The sequence below is a fragment of the Burkholderia sp. HI2500 genome (genome assembly GCF_002223055.1).
GTDB lineage: Bacteria > Pseudomonadota > Gammaproteobacteria > Burkholderiales > Burkholderiaceae > Burkholderia.
Map to the genome: position 1 here is coordinate 567,402 of NZ_NKFL01000006.1, position 17,888 is coordinate 585,289.

The 17,888-nt window shown below is 68.2% G+C and carries 19 protein-coding genes; 7 read left to right on the plus strand and 12 right to left on the minus strand.

Annotation, left to right across the window (positions count from 1 at the left end):
* The first annotated feature begins 25 nt into the window (after positions 1-25).
* On the plus strand, positions 26-1,573 hold the full coding sequence (locus CFB45_RS20270) for an FGGY-family carbohydrate kinase (protein ID WP_089429061.1): 1,548 nt from the start codon (positions 26-28) through the stop codon (positions 1,571-1,573).
* On the plus strand, positions 1,570-2,328 hold the full coding sequence (locus CFB45_RS20275) for an SDR family oxidoreductase (protein WP_089427072.1): 759 nt from the start codon (positions 1,570-1,572) through the stop codon (positions 2,326-2,328). Before CFB45_RS20270 ends, CFB45_RS20275 begins: the two co-directional genes overlap by 4 nt.
* A 70-nt stretch (positions 2,329-2,398) precedes the next feature.
* Here the strand turns inward: CFB45_RS20275 and CFB45_RS39070 are convergent, their stop codons facing one another.
* From CFB45_RS39070 to CFB45_RS20305, 8 genes are all read right to left on the minus strand, one after another.
* On the minus strand, positions 2,399-2,539 hold the full coding sequence (locus CFB45_RS39070) for a hypothetical protein (RefSeq protein WP_174972170.1): 141 nt from the start codon (positions 2,537-2,539) through the stop codon (positions 2,399-2,401).
* A 204-nt stretch (positions 2,540-2,743) separates the two neighbouring features.
* Positions 2,744-3,328 (minus strand): nucleotidyltransferase family protein, encoded by a 585-nt coding sequence (locus CFB45_RS20280; RefSeq protein ID WP_089427073.1) that lies wholly within the window; start codon positions 3,326-3,328, stop codon positions 2,744-2,746.
* A 103-nt stretch (positions 3,329-3,431) separates the two neighbouring features.
* Positions 3,432-4,112 carry a M15 family metallopeptidase gene (locus tag CFB45_RS20285; RefSeq protein ID WP_254600163.1) on the minus strand — a complete coding sequence of 227 codons (681 nt, stop codon included), beginning with the start codon at positions 4,110-4,112 and terminating at the stop codon, positions 3,432-3,434.
* Positions 4,113-4,282: 170 nt separating this feature from the next.
* The gene (locus CFB45_RS39515; RefSeq protein WP_254600164.1) at positions 4,283-4,429 is read right to left on the minus strand and encodes a hypothetical protein; all 147 of its coding nucleotides are present in this window, start codon (positions 4,427-4,429) and stop codon (positions 4,283-4,285) included.
* 13 nt (positions 4,430-4,442) lie between these two features.
* Complete coding sequence (locus CFB45_RS20290) at positions 4,443-5,126, minus strand: Fe2+-dependent dioxygenase (RefSeq protein ID WP_089427075.1); 684 nt, start codon at positions 5,124-5,126, stop codon at positions 4,443-4,445.
* Positions 5,123-5,896, minus strand: coding sequence for a tetratricopeptide repeat protein (locus CFB45_RS20295; RefSeq protein WP_089427076.1), 774 nt, complete (start codon positions 5,894-5,896; stop codon positions 5,123-5,125). Before CFB45_RS20295 ends, CFB45_RS20290 begins: the two co-directional genes overlap by 4 nt.
* 3 nt (positions 5,897-5,899) lie before the next feature.
* Complete coding sequence (locus CFB45_RS20300) at positions 5,900-8,143, minus strand: TonB-dependent receptor (RefSeq protein WP_089427077.1); 2,244 nt, start codon at positions 8,141-8,143, stop codon at positions 5,900-5,902.
* A gap of 413 nt (positions 8,144-8,556) precedes the next feature.
* Positions 8,557-9,852, minus strand: a complete 1,296-nt coding sequence (locus CFB45_RS20305; protein ID WP_089427078.1) for an aspartate carbamoyltransferase — start codon at positions 9,850-9,852, stop codon at positions 8,557-8,559.
* 231 nt (positions 9,853-10,083) lie between these two features.
* On the opposite strand from CFB45_RS20305, the gene CFB45_RS20310 reads away from it, so the two are divergent.
* The gene (locus CFB45_RS20310) at positions 10,084-10,218 is read left to right on the plus strand and encodes an entericidin A/B family lipoprotein (protein ID WP_006485835.1); all 135 of its coding nucleotides are present in this window, start codon (positions 10,084-10,086) and stop codon (positions 10,216-10,218) included.
* Positions 10,219-10,317: 99 nt separating this feature from the next.
* On the opposite strand, the gene CFB45_RS20315 is transcribed toward CFB45_RS20310, so the two are convergent.
* The 3 genes from CFB45_RS20315 to CFB45_RS20325 all read right to left on the minus strand — a co-directional run bounded on the left by CFB45_RS20315 (position 10,318) and on the right by CFB45_RS20325 (position 13,070).
* The gene (locus tag CFB45_RS20315) at positions 10,318-10,866 is read right to left on the minus strand and encodes a permease (RefSeq protein WP_089427079.1); all 549 of its coding nucleotides are present in this window, start codon (positions 10,864-10,866) and stop codon (positions 10,318-10,320) included.
* A gap of 216 nt (positions 10,867-11,082) precedes the next feature.
* Positions 11,083-12,051, minus strand: a complete 969-nt coding sequence (locus CFB45_RS20320) for a DMT family transporter (RefSeq protein WP_256978290.1) — start codon at positions 12,049-12,051, stop codon at positions 11,083-11,085.
* Between the two features lie 224 nt (positions 12,052-12,275).
* Positions 12,276-13,070 carry an AraC family transcriptional regulator gene (locus tag CFB45_RS20325; protein WP_089427081.1) on the minus strand — a complete coding sequence of 265 codons (795 nt, stop codon included), beginning with the start codon at positions 13,068-13,070 and terminating at the stop codon, positions 12,276-12,278.
* Between the two features lie 170 nt (positions 13,071-13,240).
* On the opposite strand from CFB45_RS20325, the gene CFB45_RS20330 reads away from it, so the two are divergent.
* Together CFB45_RS20330 and CFB45_RS20335 are read left to right on the plus strand one after the other, a co-directional pair.
* A complete protein-coding gene (locus CFB45_RS20330) occupies positions 13,241-14,074 on the plus strand; it encodes a molybdenum cofactor biosynthesis F family protein (RefSeq protein ID WP_089429062.1) in 834 nt (277 codons plus the stop codon).
* Positions 14,071-14,880 carry an SDR family oxidoreductase gene (locus CFB45_RS20335; protein WP_089427082.1) on the plus strand — a complete coding sequence of 270 codons (810 nt, stop codon included), beginning with the start codon at positions 14,071-14,073 and terminating at the stop codon, positions 14,878-14,880. The genes CFB45_RS20330 and CFB45_RS20335 overlap by 4 nt, the downstream gene beginning before the upstream one ends.
* 299 nt (positions 14,881-15,179) lie before the next feature.
* Here CFB45_RS20335 and CFB45_RS20340 read toward each other — a convergent pair whose 3' ends face one another.
* A complete protein-coding gene (locus CFB45_RS20340; RefSeq protein WP_089427083.1) occupies positions 15,180-15,872 on the minus strand; it encodes a dihydrodipicolinate reductase in 693 nt (230 codons plus the stop codon).
* Positions 15,873-16,365: 493 nt separating this feature from the next.
* Between CFB45_RS20340 and CFB45_RS20350 the strand changes: the two genes are divergently transcribed.
* Both CFB45_RS20350 and creB read left to right on the plus strand, forming a co-directional pair.
* The gene (locus CFB45_RS20350) at positions 16,366-17,079 is read left to right on the plus strand and encodes an SDR family NAD(P)-dependent oxidoreductase (RefSeq protein WP_089427085.1); all 714 of its coding nucleotides are present in this window, start codon (positions 16,366-16,368) and stop codon (positions 17,077-17,079) included.
* Positions 17,080-17,164: 85 nt separating this feature from the next.
* A complete protein-coding gene (creB, locus tag CFB45_RS20355) occupies positions 17,165-17,884 on the plus strand; it encodes a two-component system response regulator CreB (protein WP_089427086.1) in 720 nt (239 codons plus the stop codon).
* Positions 17,885-17,888 lie beyond the last annotated feature (4 nt).

The following is a 17,888-nucleotide window of genomic DNA, read 5'->3' on the forward strand; positions in this document are numbered from 1 at the left end:
CGGCGTGCGCCTCACCGGAGACATCATGGAATACGTCATAGGCGTCGATATCGGCACGCAGAGCACCAAGGCGCTGCTCGTCGACCGGCACGGCACGATCGTCGCGCGGCGCTCGGCCGGCTACCAGCCCGATACGCCGCGCCCGCTGTGGGCCGAGCAATGGCCGCAGGTGTGGTTCGATGCGGTGCTCGCGTGCATCGCGGGCTGCGTGAGCGATGCGCGCGCGCAGGGCGTGCCGGCCGATGCGATTCGCGCGGTGTGCGTGGGCAGCCTGTACGGCGGCTCGGGCATTCCGGTCGACATCGACATGCGGCCGCTCCATCCGTGCCTGATCTGGATGGACCGGCGCGCGACCGCGGAAGTCGACTGGGTCAACGCGAACGTGAACGTCGAGCGGCTGCGCGTGATCACGGGCAACGGCGTCGACAGCTACTACGGCTTCACGAAGATGCTGTGGCTGCGCGACCAGCGGCCGGACGTGTGGGCGAACGTGCGCTATTTCCTGCCGCCGAACGCGTACGTGATCTACCTGCTGACCGGCGAGGTCGCGGTCGATCACAGTTCGGCCGGCAATATCGGCGGCGTGTACGACGTCGCGCGCCGCGAGTGGTCCGACGACGCGCTCGACATGCTCGGCATTCCGGCGACGATGATGCCCGAGCGGCTCGTCGAATCGACGGACATCGTCGGCGGGCTGCTGTCGCAATGGACGGAGCAGCTCGGGCTGCCGGCCGGCATGGCCGTCGTCGCCGGCGGCGTCGATGCGGCCGTCGCGACCTTCGCGGCCGGCGCGACGCGCGCGGGGCAGCATGTCGCGATGATCGGCACCAGCATGTGCTGGGGTTACGTGAGCCGGCACGTCGATGCGCGTCACGGGCTCGTCAGCATGCCGCACGTGTTCAACGGGCAGCGCGACCTCTACGTGTTCGGCGGCGCGATCACGGCCGGCGCGTCGGTTGCGTGGTTTCGCGACCAGTTCTGCAACGCGGAAATCGATGCGGCACGCCTGCTGCCGCACGGCGATCCGCACGTGCTGCTCGAGGAAGCAGCCGAAGGCGTGCCGCCGGGCGCCGACGGCGTGCTGTTCCTGCCGTACCTGATGGGCGAGCGCAGCCCCGTGTGGGACGCGAAGGCGAGCGGTGCGTTCGTCGGGCTGAGTCTCGCGCATACGCGCGCGCACCTGTATCGCGCGGTGCTCGAAGGTGTCGCGTTCGCGTTGCGGCACAACATCGAGGCCGGCCGGCGCGGCGCGGTGGCGCTGGATGACCGGCTGATCGTCGTGGGCGGGGCCGCGCATTCGGCGCTGTGGATGCAGATCATCGCGGACGTGACGGGCTTCCCGGTGTGGACGATCGAGCAGGACGTCGAAGCCGCGATGGGGGCGGCCTTGCTCGCGGGCGTCGGGGCAGGGCTCGTGTCACACGACGACGCGCAAGGCGGCTGGGTCACGCTCGTCGAGCGCGCACGGCCCGATGCCGGACGCGCGAAAGCGTATGCGGCGCGCTTTGCGCTTTATACGGCGCTGTATCCGGCGCTCAAACCGATCATGCACGAGTTGCACACGCCATCATGAAGACACGGTTCGACTTCGGCGGTTCGCGGGTACTCGTCACGGGGGCGTCGAGCGGGATCGGGCGCGCGTGCGCGGTCGCGCTGGCGCAGGCGGGCGCGCAGGTCGTCGCGGCCGGGCGCGACATGGCCGCGCTCGATGCGCTGGCCGGCGAGGCCGCGTGCGAGACGCTGCGACTCGACGTCGGTGGCGACGAGCACGCGATCGATACGGCGCTCGCCGCGCACGATGCGTTCGACGGCCTCGTGAATTGCGCGGGGATCGCGTCACTCGAATCGGCGCTCGAGGTGAGCGCCGCGCATTTTGATCGCGTGATGGCCGTCAATGCACGCGGCGCGGCGCTCGTTGCCCGGGCCGTCGCACGGAAGATGATCGCGCGCGACGCGCGTGGCGTCGCGCACGCGCGGGGCAGCATCGTCAACGTATCGAGCCAGGCCGCGCTCGTCGGCTTGCCCGCGCATCTGAGTTACTGCGCGTCGAAGGCGGCGATGGATGCGATCACGCGCGTGCTGTGCATCGAACTCGGGCCGCACGGCATTCGTGTGAACAGTGTGAACCCGACCGTCACGCTCACGCCGATGGCGCAGTTCGCGTGGAGCGAACCGGAAAAGCGGGCGCCGATGCTGGCCGCGATTCCGCTCGGGCGATTCGCGGAGCCGGACGAGGTCGTCGAACCGATCCTGTTCTTGCTCAGCGACGCGGCGTCGATGGTCAGCGGCGTGTCGTTGCCGATCGACGGCGGGTATACGGCGCGCTAGCCAACCTCATGCGGCGCCGACGGCGCATGACGGGAACCCGCGGTGAATGCGCGGCGCGACAGCCCTGAGGCTAGACAGGATCCTTGCTCGGCGGTCCGTCCGGTTGCTGCGGGTTGTCGTGATGGCCGGGCGGCGACGAGAACGGATCGTCTTCCGGATCGCGGTTCGGGTCGGCCGGTGGCTCGGGCGTCGGGGTCGTGTGATCGGTCATGGAGGACTCGCGCGGTGCGTGACGGCGGTGGCGCGGCAGGGGCGCCTCGTCTCCGTTATAGCCAATCGGGCGTGCGTTTGCAGCGGGATTGTGGCGGCGGGTGGTGTGTCGCCGGTGCAATCCGGGCCCGGGCCGCTTTCGGGCAGGCGCCCGCCGCGCGCGGCGCGTGCGCTGTATTGCACCGCGCGCTCTGCGCGATCCCGGTCAGCGCAAATCCGCCGGTGTATCGACGTCGCGCACGATGCCGGGATCGTCGACGTCGAGCAGCCTGACCGGCGCGCTGGCGAACAGCGCGCGGGCGCCCGTGTCGCCGTCGAGCGCGGCGAGCGCATCGAAATGGTGCGCGGCGAACCCGACCGGATGGCCGCGCACGCCGCGGTGCGCGGGCGCGACGATCGACGCGTCGTCGGCGTCGAGCGCGCGCGTGACGGCTTCATAGGTGGACGCCGCGATCCACGGCATGTCGCCGAGCGCGACGAGCCAGCTGTTCGCGTCGGGCGTCGCGCGCACGCCGGCCGCGAGGCTCGCGCCCATGCCGCGCGCGGCGTCGGGTGCATAGACGACGTGGCAGCCGGCTTCGTTCAGCAGCATCGCGAGTTTTTCGGCACCGGGACGCACGACGGCGATCACGTCGGCCGTGGCCGCCGCGAGATGACGGGCGGCCGCGACCGCAACCGGCGTGCCGTCGGGAAGCAGCGCGAGCAGCTTGCTGTGCAGGCCGCTCGGGTCGAAGCGCTGACCGAGGCCGCCCGCGAGGAGGACGCCGGTGGCGAGTGACGCATAGGACATCGGCGCGGGGGAGAGTGATGCAGGTGCTGCGATTGTGCGGGAGCGGGCAGGGATCGACAAGTGAGGATGTTACCGAGGCGGGCGCGTTTCGTCGGAAAGAATGTCAGCACGCGGCTTCGTCGAGCATGTTTTCTTCGACGGGGCCGTAGATGGCGTGCGATTGATCGTGCATCACGGCCCAATAGCGGTCCCCGAACGACCAATGCCACCATTCCGACGGGTAATTGGTGAAGCCGGCGCCCGTCAGCGCGGTGATCAGCACCTGACGGTTGCGGGCGGCTGCGCGGCTGATGAACGGGTTGTGCGTGTAGCACGCGCCGGATGATTCCTGGTCGGTGGCATCGAGCATGCAACCCATGTCGAGCTCGATGCCATCCGCCGAGATGAGCGTCAGGTCGACAGCTGCGCCCGTCGGGTGCGCGGCGACTTCCGGCGGTGCAACGTAGTGGCTCGTCAGTGCGACCAGGGTGTCTTCATCCGGCAACGGCTTCAGCGTCCGGCGCAGGTGCGCGAGATGCCCGGTGAAGTAGTGACGCTGCAGGGCCAGCGGGCGATAGCCCTCCTTGACGTACAGGCGCAGGCCGGCGGGGAGCGCGTGCGCTGCGGCGATCAGCCGGTCCGCCACGCCACGACGCACTTTCAGGAAATGCGGGCTCTTGTTTGCGACGTCGTCGGGGCCGGGCGCGACAGCGATACGGTCATGGAAGCCTGCGAGATCGACAAACCCTTCGTGCGACTCCAGCAGGGCAATGGACCGGACAACGGGATCGGAGAGCGAAATCACGATAGTGGACGAAGTGGCGCAATGACGGTTGCGGGCCACGTCCGGCTGGCAGCAGGAAGCGCTATTGCACGAGGCCGGGTGCTCGTGGTTGATTTGGTCAGACGAATCGCCAATATGCCAGAGTCCGGCGGAGGATGTGTCGCGGTTTCCGCTGCGGGAGCGTGAGCCTCTTATCCTCGCGTATCGATGGTCGTGCCTGCGTGGCCGCCGTCGTTTCGCGTGTCGTGTGGCGGCGCCTCCCAACCGCTTTCCTCGATTGGATCGACGGGACCGTCGTAGCGCACGACGGAGCCGCGCAATACGTCCAGCGGCTGCATTGCATATCGTTGGTTACGCATCCGCCCACTTCCTCAGCAGGTTGTGATAAATCCCCGTCAATGAAATGACCATCGGGTCCTTCGCCCCTTTCTCGGCGGACAGTGCCTGAATCTGCGTATCGAGCTGGAACAGCAGCGTGCGATCGCCGTCGTCGCGCACCATGCTCTGGATCCAGAAGAACGACGCGACGCGCGCGCCGCGCGTCACGGGCGTGACGTGATGCAGGCTCGACGCCGGATACAGCACGAGGTCGCCCGCCGGCAGCTTCGCGCGATGCGTGCCGTACGTATCCTCGACACACAGCTCGCCGCCATCGTACGCATCGGGTTCTTCGAGAAACAGCGTCGCCGACAGGTCGCTGCGCACGCGGAAATCCGTGCCGCGCAGCAGCCGGATCGCGTTGTCGACGTGCGTGCCGAACGTCTCGCCGCCTTCGTAGCGATTGAACAGCGGCGGAAACACCTTGAGCGGCAGCGCCGCCGAGAAGAACAGCGGATGGTGTGCGAGCGCGTCCTGGATCGCGTCGCCCACCGCGCGTGCGGCCGGCGCGCCTTCCGGCAATTGCCGGTTGCGTTTCGCGAGCGCCGACTGCGTGCCGGACGTCGCATTGCCGTCGACCCATTCGGCCGCATCGAGCAGTTCGCGACATTGCGCGACCTGCGCTTTCGTCAATACGCCGGGGACGTGAAGCATCATGATATGGATTCCGTACAGTGCGGCTGCGGCTGTGGTGGCGTTTGCAATTCCAGCGCCGCCGCACGAAACGCGTCGATCGGCGACGACGCGAGATACGCGCGCATCTTCGCGACGAACGCGGGGGTAGCGGTGGCCGGCACGCGCGCAAGCCACGCGAGCGCTTCGTCGATGCGCCCGCGCTCGGCGAGCAGCCGTGCAAGGTTGAACTGGCCGCGGAAGTCGCCCGCCACGGCGGCGCGTCGATAGTGGTCGAACGCGGCGTCGGTATCGACCGGTACGACCCAGCCGTCCTCGTAGAAGCCGCCGATCAGGTTGATCGATTTCGCGTGGCCGAGCGCGGCCGCGCGCTGGAACCAGTCGAGCGCCTCGGCGCGATTCTCGTCGACGCCGTTACCGAGCGCGAGCGCCGTCGCGTAGTTGTACATGCCCCAGTCGAGCCCCGCCTGCGCGGCGAGCCGGTACCAGTACACGGCGACCGGCGCGCACGCGGCCGTGCCCCAGCCGAACTCGTAGCAGCGGCCGAGCATGTTCATCGCCATCGCGTGGCCGGCGCGCGCCGCGTGCCGGAACCAGTTGAACGCGCCCGCCGGATCGCGCGCGACGCCATGTCCGTCGAGCAGGTATTGCCCGTAGACGGCCTGGGCATCGACGATGCCGTTGTCGGCCGCCGCCGCGACCCACGCGGCGGCGCGCTCGGGCGGCCCGGCCAGGATGTCGGCGAACTCGCGCGGCGAAACCGACGCGAGCGCCTTCAGCGACACGGCTTCCATCGATCAGTAGCGCGCGTTCAGCGTGACGAACGCCGAGCGGCCCGGTGCGATCGACGCGTAGTGCGCCGGATACGCCTGGTCGAAGTAGGTGCGGTTGAACAGGTTGTTCACGTTCAGCTGCAGGCCGAGCTTCTTGTTGATGCGGTACTGCGCCATCGCATCGAAGCGCCAGTACGACGGCACCGCGTGCTGGTTCGCGGGATCGCCGAACACCTGCGACATGTAGAACGCGCCGCCGCCGACGGTGAACTTCGGCGTCACGTCGTAGTTCGACCACATCGTGAAGCTGTGCTTCGGCGTGTTCGGGAACCGGTTGCCGTTGTTCGCCGTGTCCTTGCCGTTGTCGCGTAGCTCGCTCTTCATGTACGTATAGCCGCCGAACAACTGCCACTGCTTCGTGATCTGGCCCGCGACGCCGAGTTCGAGACCCTGCACGCGCTTGTTGCCGACCATCGCATACTGGTTGTTCGGCAGCGTCACGCGCGCATTCGTCGTATCGATCTGGAACAGCGCGGCGGTCAGCGCGAGCTTGTCGTTCAGCACGTTCCACTTCGTGCCGAGCTCGATGCTGCGGTTCTTTTCCGGCGCCAGCTGATCGGCGTTCGAGCCGACGCCGCCGCGGCCCGGCGTGAGCGACTGCGTTTCGCTGCCTTCGCCGAGCATCATGCCGGCCGGCGTCGACGACGTCGCGTACGACGCGTAGATGCTGCCGTTCTGCGCGGGCTTGAACACGAGGCCGGCCTGCCAGTTCACGAGCGTGTCGTCACGCGTGGTGGTCTTGCCGCCGTTGGCCTTGGTGTCGGTGAAGCGGGTCGAGTAGTCGTCGATGCGCACGCCGCCGTTGACTTGCCAGCGCGGCGTGATCTCGATCGTGTCGAAGCCGTAGATCGACTTCGTCACGGTGCGGGCACGCGCGTAGTCGTTGTTGCGCGTGATCGAGCCGGCCCACGGGTCGTTCGGGTTCGGCGACCACAGGCTCGTGCAGTTGTAGCCCGACGCCGCGCCGATGCCGTTCTGGCAGATCTTGCCGTTCGCGGCGGCGACGTTGTACGTGTCGCGCTTGCCCCATTCGCGCGACAGCTCGATACCGGTCGTGAAGCTGTGCTTGAACGGGCCGGTGCGGAATTCGCCGAACAGCTCGGTCTGGTTCGCGATGCTGTTGATCGCGCTGTTGCGGGTGTTCGCGCGCCGCCAGACCTTGCCGTTGACCACGTTGCCCTGGCTGTCGTCGGGCTGCGTCCAGATGTAGTCCTGCGTCGATTCCGTATAGCGCGTGGTGTTGCGGATCGTCAGCGACGACGTGATGTCGTGCTCGATCTTCAGCGTACTGATGTCCGACGTCGTCTTGCGGAAATCGCGGTTGGTCAGGCCGTAGAAGTTGTGGCGGTCGACGGGCGCCGGGCCGTCGGTGGCGACGCCTTTCGGGAGGTTGAAGCCGTAGTAGTACGGGATGCCGCCGTCGGGCAGGTCGTCCGTCTGCAGGTGGTAGTAGCTCGCGACGACGCGCGTCGACGTGCCGAGGCCGAACGCGATCGACGGTGCGACGCCCCAGCGCTCGTTGTTCACCGCGTCGCGGCCGGCGACGTCGTTGTTGTGGCTCATCAGGTTCAGGCGGAACGCGGCGTGATCGGCGAACTGCCAGTTGCCGTCGGCCGTGAAGCGGCGATAGCGGTCGGTACCGAGGCCCGCGCTCGCGGCGGCGGTGGTGCCGAGGTGCGGGGCCTTTGTGATCAGGTTGATGCTGCCGCCCGCGCCGCCGCGGCCGCCGTACGCGCCGTCGGAACCCTTGGTGATCTCGATGCGCTCGGTGTTGAAGATCTCGCGCGTCGTCGCGCCGGTGTCGCGCATGCCGTCGACGAACATGCTGCCCTGCGTGTCGTAGCCGCGGATGAACGGACGATCGCCGAGCGGGTTGCCGCCTTCGCCGGCGCCGAACGTGATGCCGGGCACGGTGCGCAGCGCTTCGGTCAATGTTGACGCGCCGCTGTTCTGGATCAGCTCCTGCGGGATCACGGTGACGGATTTCGGCGTGTCGACGAGCGGCGCGGTGAATTTCGCGGAAGCGGAGAAGTCGGCCTTGTAGCTGTGCTCGGCCTTGCCCTGGACTTCGATCGGTGCGAGATGGCCTTCGGTGCCGGCCGGGGCGGGCGGCGGCGTGCCGTCCGCCGCGAAGGCCGGGCTTGCGGCGAGCACGCTGCACAGGGTGGTGAATTTACCGAGCTTCAGCTCGTCGGGACGTGACTTCATGGTGCGCTTCGACCTCGCGGTGTGGCCCCGGGGGCGGTGCGCTACGGGAATGTGCATGCCGCCGGGAATTATTACGATTTGTTTTCAGGCGGCATTCTATGTAATTTTTTATTGAATGAGAAGCGTTCTTGTTAGCGTTAGTAAGGAAAGTGTCAACTAATGTGACGGGGTGGTCTGGGCAGGGTCAATGGCCGATCGGCCAGGTGTGACGTGCTTATCAGGCGGGTTAGAGTGATTGCGACGCGCGATGTCGCGCCGTTCGAGTCGGTCGGCCTGCGGGTAATCGATCCGTGGGCGTCCTAGGCGCTGATTGCCTACCTTTCCACCGCGCGTAAAAAAAGCGCGCCGGGCTGCCCGGCGCGCTTTCCGTTGAACTGCGGGGGCGCCTGACTGGCTCGCCCCGCAGTTCCTTCTCAATCGACCCCGTGAAACACCGCATCCTCCGGCCCGAGATAGGCCGGCGGGCGCCACGTCGCGTCGCGCATCGAATGCTGGACGAGGTTCTCGACGCCGAGCAGCACCGCGAAGATCGCCATCCGCACCGGAATGCCGTTGTCGGTCTGGCGGAAGATCGCGAGGCGCGGGTCGCGGTTCAGGTCGACCGACAGGTCGTTCGCGCCGGGCCGGCTGTCGCGCGGCAGCGGGTGCATGATCAGCGTGTCCGGCTTGCACACCGAATCGACGAGCGCCTGGTTGATCTGGAAATCCGGCGTGTAGCCTTCGAACGACTCGTCGGTGAAGCGCTCCTTCTGGATCCGCGTTGCATAGACGACGTCCGCGCCGCGCAGCCCGGCTGCGAGATCGGTCGTCTGCTCGATCACATGGCCGTTCGTCGCGATCTGGTCGACGATGTAGGCCGGCATCTCGAGCGTCGGCGGCGACACGAGCGTGAACTTGAGCCCGCGGTACAGCGCGAGCAGCTTGACGAGCGAGTGCACCGTGCGGCCGTACTTGAGGTCGCCGACCAGCGCGATGTGCGCGCCGTCCACGATCTTGCCGAGCCGCGAGAACTCGCGCTGGATCGTATAGAGATCGAGCAGCGCCTGGCTCGGGTGCTCGCCGGGGCCGTCGCCGCCGTTGATCACGGGCAGGTTGGTCGCGCGCGCGAACTCGGCCACCGAGCCTTTCTCCGGATGGCGGATCACGAGCGCGTCGACATAGCCGGCCATCACGCGGCTCGTGTCGTAGATCGATTCGCCCTTGGCCATCGACGAGAACGTGAAGCCCGTCGTGTCGCACACCGAACCGCCGAGCCGGCAGAAGGCGGCGCCGAACGACACGCGCGTACGCGTGCTGGCCTCGAAGAACAGGTTACCGAGCACCGCACCTTCCAGCACGCGCGAAATCTTGTGGCGGCGCGCGATCGGCTGCATGACGTCGGCCACGCGAAACAGCGCCTCGACCGATTCCCGCGAGAACTGGTCGACCGACAGCAGTTGCGGCTTGCCCTCGAAAAAGAACTGCTTGGCGAGCCCCTGGTTATCTACGCTTTGCGTATAGTTGCCGCCTTCCGGCACCGAGCGCTCGACGATTTCCGACACGAAGCGCTCGACGATCTCGGGCATCCCGCGCGATTCCTGCGAATCGTCGGGCAGAAGCCAGGTATCCAGCGCGCGCCGGCTCACACCGATGCGGCTGGCGAACGCTTCGCGCGTCATGTTGAGGCGGCGCATGGCGTCGCGGAGGAAGGCTTGCTGGGGAACGGTCATCGGCGGCTCCTGACGAAAAATATACGCGGTGCGTATATTAGTTCCTCGCGTGTTGAAGTCAAGGAAAATCTGCGCGAACCGGCTGTATGGCCCGAGTGACAGCGGCGGGTTCGGACTGGCGCGCGGCGGCCGTCTCCGTATAATCAGGTCAGGCCCCGTGCCCAGCATCTGCCGGGCGCGACGCCGCAAACGATTCGCCCGTCGGGCTTGTTGATTCCAAGGAGAATGAGAATGACGCGTACGATTGCTGCAATGCTGCTGGTGGTGACCGCCGCGCTTGCCGGTTGCAACACGGTCGCCGGTGTGGGGCAGGACATTTCGAAGGGCGGCCAGGCGATCAGCGATTCGGCTGAAAAGGCCAAGTAAGCCGACCGGTTCCGGAATGCAGAAGGCGCCGGGCCGTCCCGCGATTGCGGGGCGGCCCGGCGCCTTTTTTCTTTTGGCCGGCGCTCGATGCCGGTGGCGTCAGGCGTGCTCGACGAACGCGTAACGGCCTTCGACCTTGCGCGGCGTGAACCAGCCGTAGTCGGGGAACAGGCGGTTGCGGACGAACCAGACATAGCCCACCAGCAGGACCGTGATCGCGAGGCTCGGCAGCGCGGTCGACGGATCGCGTCCGAGCTCGGCGATGGTCTTCGGCACCTGCAGCAGCGACAGCAGGATGAACGCGTGGTACGCGCCGACACGATGGGTTGCAAAGCCCCAGATGAACAGCAGCGACAGCGGCACGGTCAGCGCGAGGAATACCAGCACGAGGCCGTTGCCGGCGCCGGTGGCGAAGAAGTAGTACGCGAGCATGAGGCTGATCGCGAGCTGGGCGATGCCGAGCGCGACCAGGATCCGGATGTGCAGCTTGTTCTGGCGGCAGCGTTCGGGATCGGGGCGCGACGCGATCAGGTGCGCGAGCACGCGATCCTTGAGTCCCTGTCCGGACAGTTCGGCCAACGTGTCGGCCTTCCTCGTTCCCGCGGACAGCAGCACCGCGATTCTTGTTTTGGCTTCCTTCCTGTTCATTGCGTGGCGGATTGTTGTGCGATGGTTGTCAAAGGTCCCGGCCACGCGAATATTGCATCTTGCGGGGTGGTGCGCAACGGTTTTGCGGTGCGCGGACACATTCCTACAGTTGCGGGCCGCACGGGGGAAACGCGAGGATCGACGGGTTATACGGCGGGGCGGAGACGCCGCCGTTTCCGCAACGAAGCAACGAAGCAACGACGCGATGAGCGCAAGTCAGTCGGTGGCGGTTTGCGCGGCGGGCGTGGGGCGGGACGGTCGATCCGGATTCGCCGGGTGCGTATAGCGTGCTTCGGCTGGCGGTTCGCGTCGCCGCGTCGCGCCGACGACCATGCCGGCAACGACGAGCGCGATACCCGCGATACGCGTGGCGCTGAGCGTTTCGCCGAACAGCGCGACCGCGAACAGCACGGCCGAGACCGGCGCGACCGCCGTGAACAGCGCGGCCTCGGTTCCGCTCGTGCGCGCCGAACCGGCATACCAGCACAGGTAGCCGAGCACGGTCGGCACCAGCGCGTAGTAGGCGATCGCTGACACCGCGTCGACGGTCCAGCCGGTCGCCACCGCGTGCCATTCGAACGCGGCGGGCACGAGGGCGAGCACGAAGCCGAGGCCGGACATCGCGGTGGACAGCGCCAGCGGCGGCAACGGTGCGGCCAGCCGCCGGTTGAGCAGGATGAATATGGCTTCGCAGGCGACGGCGGCCAGCACCAGCGCATCGCCGGCGAGCGTGCGGAGCGACGGCAGGGCCTGGCCGGGCGCGAACGTGACGAACAGCACGCCGGCCGTTGCGAGCGCGGCGGCCACCCAGTCGCGCGGTGTCTGCCGCTCGCGCAGCACGACGGCCGCGATCAGCGTCGACATCGCGGGCAGCGTGCCGAGCATCACGCCCGCATCGAGCGGCGACGACAGCTTCGTGCCGCAGATCAGCAGCACCGTATAACCGACGCCGCCCGCCGCCGCCTGGATGACGAGCAGCACGGCGTCGCGCGTGGAGATGCGTGGCCAGCGCATGCGCTGCGCACACATCAGCGCGAACAGCAGCGGTGTCGCGATCAGGAAGCGCAGCGCGGTGGCCGCGAACGGCGGCAGGCCGCCGGCCGCGAGACGGCTCGCGATGACGGTGCTGCCGACGCCTGCCATTGCGGCGGCGAGATAGAGATAGCCAATCAGTCGTGTCTTCATGCGCCGCATCGTCGCGTACGGCGTTGATGCGCGTCTTGAACGAAATTGCAGCGCGCGCGGGCATGTCGAATACGGAGCGCGTGACTCTGCATGCTTGGGCCGCAGGGGCGGGCGACAGCCACCGCGAGCAGCGCATGGCGCGGCGTGCCGTCGCAGTTGTCGATGTGAGCGCAGCCTTCGAGGCCGGTGTGTTTGGCGACGAGCCCCGCTGGATGGCGGCGGCGTCAAACGGCCTGCGTGAACCGCCCCGGCGTGATCCCGAACTGGCGCGCGAACGCACGCGTCAAATGGCTTTGATCGGCAAAGCCCGCTTCGGCTGCGGCATCGGCGATCGGCAAGCCGCTGGCAAGCAGCGCGCGCGCCAGCCGCGCACGCGACTGGATCAGGTACGCGTGCGGCGTGATGCCGACTTCGCGGGCAAACCCGCGCAGCAGCTGGAAGCGGCTGACGCCGCTCAGGTCGGCCAGCTCGGCGAGCGAAACGGGCGCGGCCGGCACCGCGTCGAGCCGCTCCCGGGCGAGGCGGATTGCCGGTGCGACGCCCGCCGCCGGCAGCGTGCGGTTCGCGTGCCGGGCAAGCAGCCCGGCGACGAGCATCACGAGCGCTTCGTCGCGGGCAAGCGGCTGGGATTCACCCGCGACGATACGCGCGTGTAGTTGGCCGACGGCAGCCGTGAGCCGCGCGTCGCGTACCGCCGGATGCGCCAGTTCGACGCCGCCGAGGCCTTCTTCCGCTGCCACGCCCGCGACCAGCGCGGGTGCGAGGTACAGCATCCGCCAGTGCCGGCCCGTGCCGGCCTCGATCGGCGAGCCGTCGTGCATCTCGCCCGGGTTGACCATGATCGCGTCGCCGGCCAGCGCGTCGACCTGCCCGCGGCCGCTCCACGACCGGTGCGCGCCGCTGACGATCACACCGACCCCGAATTCGTCGTGCGCGTGGCGCGGAAATGCACGGTCGGATTCGAGGCTGATTGCCTCGATGCCTTCGCCGGTCCGTCGGTAATGGGTGACGCGGTGCATGTGCGCTCCTCGCGCCGGTTGCGGCGCGGATGTCATGCACTTTAGCGTGTTCCGGCGCCGCGCGCCCTTCATCCTTTTGGCCGATACCGCGCGGCGCGCGTAGCCCGCACCATGTGCACATGAGCAGCGTACACGGCCCGCCGGGCCTGAAGCTGCGCGGGAGGCGGCAGGTGGAACGACAGGATCCGGTATTCATTCAGGTTGGCGCGCTCGCGGACGGCTTCGCGCCGGAAGCGAACATCCTCGCATCCGTCGACGCGCTCGCCGGGCGGACACTTGCGCTCGGCGACGCATCGGGTGCATGGCGCGTCTATACGTTCGAGCCCGGCGCACTGCAGTGGCGCGATGCGGCGACCGATACGGGCGGCCGCGAGCCGTGTCGCGTGACGCGGCTGCGCGACGGGCTGTACTTCGTCGACTACATCGATTCGGCCGCCCGCGCGACATCGGTCAGTCTCGTGATCGACCTCGACAACGGTGTATGGACGTCGGTCGTCGGCGCGCTGCCGACTGAAGCCGACACGCGCATCGACGCGTTCACACGGGTTGCGCGCGGGCTGCCGCTGACGGGCGTCGAGGCCGAGTTCCGGCACGGCACGCTCGGCGGCCACACGCAGCCGGGGCCGTTGCACGGGCCCACGCGCGAGCTGATCGGCAAGCGGACGATGTATCGCTATAGCCCGACCGAATGCTACGAGCACATCTACCTGAACGAGAATTTCTATGCGTGGCAGTGCCTGCAGGGTGTCGAAGGCGGGCTGGCCGATGTCGATCGCTGTCATTACTTCAGGATTGCAGACGCGCTGTATCTGTTCGTGTGGCGAGAAAAGGTGGTGCCGACGCTCGGCGTCGTGCTGATCGACCTCGCGCAGCGCAAGACCGACGGCAAGATCTTCGGCTACCAGGGCGGCGATTTCGGCACGCTGTCGAACTTCCCCGTCGGCGCGCACGCGCAGGTGCTCAACGAAACCGTGCATCCGCTCGGCGGCGAGGCGCAGCGATGAATGCCGTGCCGGGCAGCGGCCGCCTGCGGGCGGATTTCAACGGGCGCGTCGTGCTTGTCACGGGCGCCGCGCAGGGGATCGGCGCGGCGATCGCACGCCGATTCGCGGAATCCGACGCGTTCGTCGCGCTCGCCGACCTGAACGGCGAGGCGGCCGCCGCGCAGGCCGATGCGCTCGCGAGCACGGGCGGCGAGGCGCGCGCCTATCGGGTGGATGCCGCCAGCCGCGACGAACTGGGCGCACTGGTTGCGGCGGTCGAGCGCGACGGTGGCCGGCTCGATGTGGTCGTCCACAATGCCGCGTATTTTCCGCTGACGCCGTTCACGCAGATCGACGAGCCGACGCTCGACCGGACGCTCTCGGTCAACCTGTCGGCGCTGTTCTGGCTCGCGCAGGCCGCGTTGCCGGCATTCGAGCGTGCGGGAGCGGGGCGGCTGCTCGTCACGTCGTCGGTGACGGGGCCGCGTGTCGCGTATCCGGGGCTCGCGCATTACGCGGCGTCGAAGGCTGGCGTGAACGGCTTCATTCGCGCGGCCGCGCTTGAGCTCGCGCGCCGCAACGTGACGGTGAACGGCGTCGAGCCGGGCATGATTCGCACGCCGGCGGCCGGCAATCTCGGCGACGCGTCGGTCGCGACGCAGATCGCGCGCGACATTCCGCTCGCGCGGATGGGCGAACCGGAAGATATCGCGAACGCGATGCTGTTTCTCGCATCGGCGGATGCCGCTTACATTACGGGGCAGACGATCGTCGTCGACGGCGGTGCGACGCTGCCCGAGAGCGGTGCGGTGCTTGGCGGCGCGTGACGGTGACCCGCGCCCCCGCTCGGCGAATGAACCTCGGCCGATAACTTACCAGCGAATGCGGCAGGACGATTACTCGTCGAATTTCGCAAGCGGCCGTGGCGGCGAAGCCGGCTGGCGTGATCTTGAACGCCGGCCATGCGGGACGTCAGGCGCCGGCCGGCGAGATTCATGGCGGCCTGGATGTCGCGGATCGGGCGATTGACGACCTCCACGGAAATCGGCACCGAACCTCTTCTTGCGTTGAACAAAAAACGTCTGCGCTGCCAAGCGCGTGTGCCGCCCGTCGCGCATCGCCGCGATTACAGCCAGCCGTTGCGGATGAACTCGACGATCGAATAGCGGCGGTGCTCGAGATCGTGCAGCCGAACAGCATCGACGATGCGCGACACGCCATCGGCGTAAGGCGTCGCACCCACCACGCGCGATTCGAACTGCAGGCTGCACGCGCCGTCGTCGATGCGGATCCGGTGAATCGCGTGGCGGCCGAGCTGATCGTCGGCGACCGCGAATTCGCTGCGTTGCACGTCCGGGTCGCGCACGGAGCGGATGTCTTCCGGCCGCACGCCGAGCGACTGGCCGATCCCGACGGCCGTGCCGGGGACGGACGTCTTGCCGGCCTGGTGCGACTCCGTCACGCTGATCCGGCAGTCGTGAAACAGGTGGCCGCTGGTTTCCAGCATGCTCATGAACTTGAGCATCAGGATGTTCGTGTTCGGGCACAGCACGACCGGGAAAGCGTGCGAGCCGGTTTCGAGCTCGGAGCCGGTCGACAGTTCGACGAGTGGCGATCCGGTGGCCTCGCAGAACGCGATCACGGCGGGGAGTTCGCGGCCGGAACCGGCATGCACGACGATCGTTCGGGCGTCGCTGCGCTGCGCGTCGTTGCGCGCGCTGTCCGACCAGGGGATCACGCGGCAGGTGGCCGGGTCGAGCCGGTGCGCGTCGAGCAGTTCGCTGGCCAGCTTGCCGGTTCCTACGACGAGTACTTGCATGACATTCACGGATTGAAGTTCAGGATTCGGGACGGGAAATGAAGCGGGCCGTCGGGTGGTCCGGCACGGTCGCGGCACGTGGCGCCGGACCGGCCTCGCGCATTATGCCCGGCCGCTCGCCCGCGTGCCCGCCGGGCCTCGCAGGCGGCGGCCCGGTGCGTCAGCTCGCCGACACCGTCGGCAGCCACGCATTTGCCGCGTTCTGCGTCGCGCGTTGTTTCGCGATCGAGCACGCGAGGCGGTCCGTATCGGATGCCACCGTGTCGTGCTGCGCTTCCGACACGCCATGCAGGCCGGCGCCAACCGCGGCATCGCCCTGACAACCCGGGCGAAACGACGGAGGAACCGCGCCGTCGCAGCCTCGTCGCGGTGCGCACGGACGCGTGAACGGCGCTACCCTGTGGCACATTGCCGGCCACGCACGCATGCCGCGGCCGGCATCGCTCATGCAACACGCATCATCAAGCAACCCTCGATCCAGGAGAAAACATCGATGGAACACGATTTCAAAGGCAAGGCAGTCGCGATCACCGGCGGATTCGGTCACCTGGGCATCGCGACGGCCGCGTGGCTCGGCGAGCGCGGCGCACGCGTCGCGCTGATCGGCCGCGGCGCGGCCCCGGCGGCGCAGGCGCTGCCCGGCGTGCCGGCCGACGCGCTGCGCATCGGCGGCATCGATCTCGTCGATCCGCAGGCCGCCGCGCAGGCGCTCGATACCGTGCAGCGCGAATTCGGCCGGGTCGATGCGCTGCTGAACATCGCGGGCGCGTTCGTGTGGCAGACGATCGCCGACGGCGACGCCGCCACGTGGGACCGCATGTACGAACTGAACGTGAAGACCGCGCTGAACGCATCGAAGGCCGCGCTGCCGCACCTGCTGGCGAACCCGGCCGGGCGCATCGTCAACATCGGCGCGGGCGCGGCGTTCAAGGCCGGCACGGGGATGGGCGCATACGCGGCCGCGAAGGCCGGCGTCGCGCGGCTCACCGAGGCGCTGGCGGCCGAACTGCTCGACCGCGGCGTGACGGTGAACGCGATCCTGCCGAGCATCATCGATACGCCGCCGAACCGCGCCGACATGCCGGACGCGGATTTCACGCGCTGGGTGAAGCCGGAGCAGATCGCGGCGACGATCGGCTTCCTGTTGTCGGCCGACGCGCAGGCGATCACCGGCGCGTCGATTCCGGTGACCGGCCGCGTGGCATAGCGCGGCGGGGCAAGGGCGGGGGCTCGCGCGGCGGCCGGCCGTGCGTACAATGTCGCACCGGATTGCGCGAGCCCTGACTGAGACCATGCATCAGCCCACTATCCTGATCGTCGAAGATGAAGTGGCGATCGCGGACACGATCATCTATGCCCTCGGCACCGACGGCATGCAGACCGTCCACTGCATGCTCGGCCAGGCGGCGCTCGACCACCTGCGCGACACGCGCGTCGATCTCGTGGTGCTCGACGTCGGCCTGCCGGATCTCAGCGGCTTCGAGGTGTGCCGGCGGCTGCGCACGTTCTCCGACGTGCCGGTGATCTTCCTCACCGCGCGGCACGATGAAATCGACCGGATCGTCGGGCTCGAGATCGGTGCCGACGATTACGTGGTCAAGCCGTTTTCGCCGCGCGAACTGGCGGCGCGGGTGCGCGTGATTCTGCGGCGCTTCTACCGGACGGCTGCGCCCGAATCGATCCCCACGCCTGTGGTACCCGTACCCGCGCCGGCCGAGACAACCGCACCGGGTTTCACACTCGACACCGACGGCGCCCGCATATCGTGGCTCGGCCACGCACTGGACCTCACGCGCTACGAGTTCGGGCTGCTGGCGCTGCTGGTCCGGCATCCGGGGCGCATCTACTCGCGTGAGCAACTGATGGACCTCGTGTGGCACGAGGCATTCGATTCGGCCGACCGCACGGTCGACACGCACATCAAGACGTTGCGCGCGAAGCTGCGCGCGATCGACCCCGAGCGCGACCCGATCCGCACGCATCGCGGGATGGGTTATTCGCTGCAACCGTAACGAC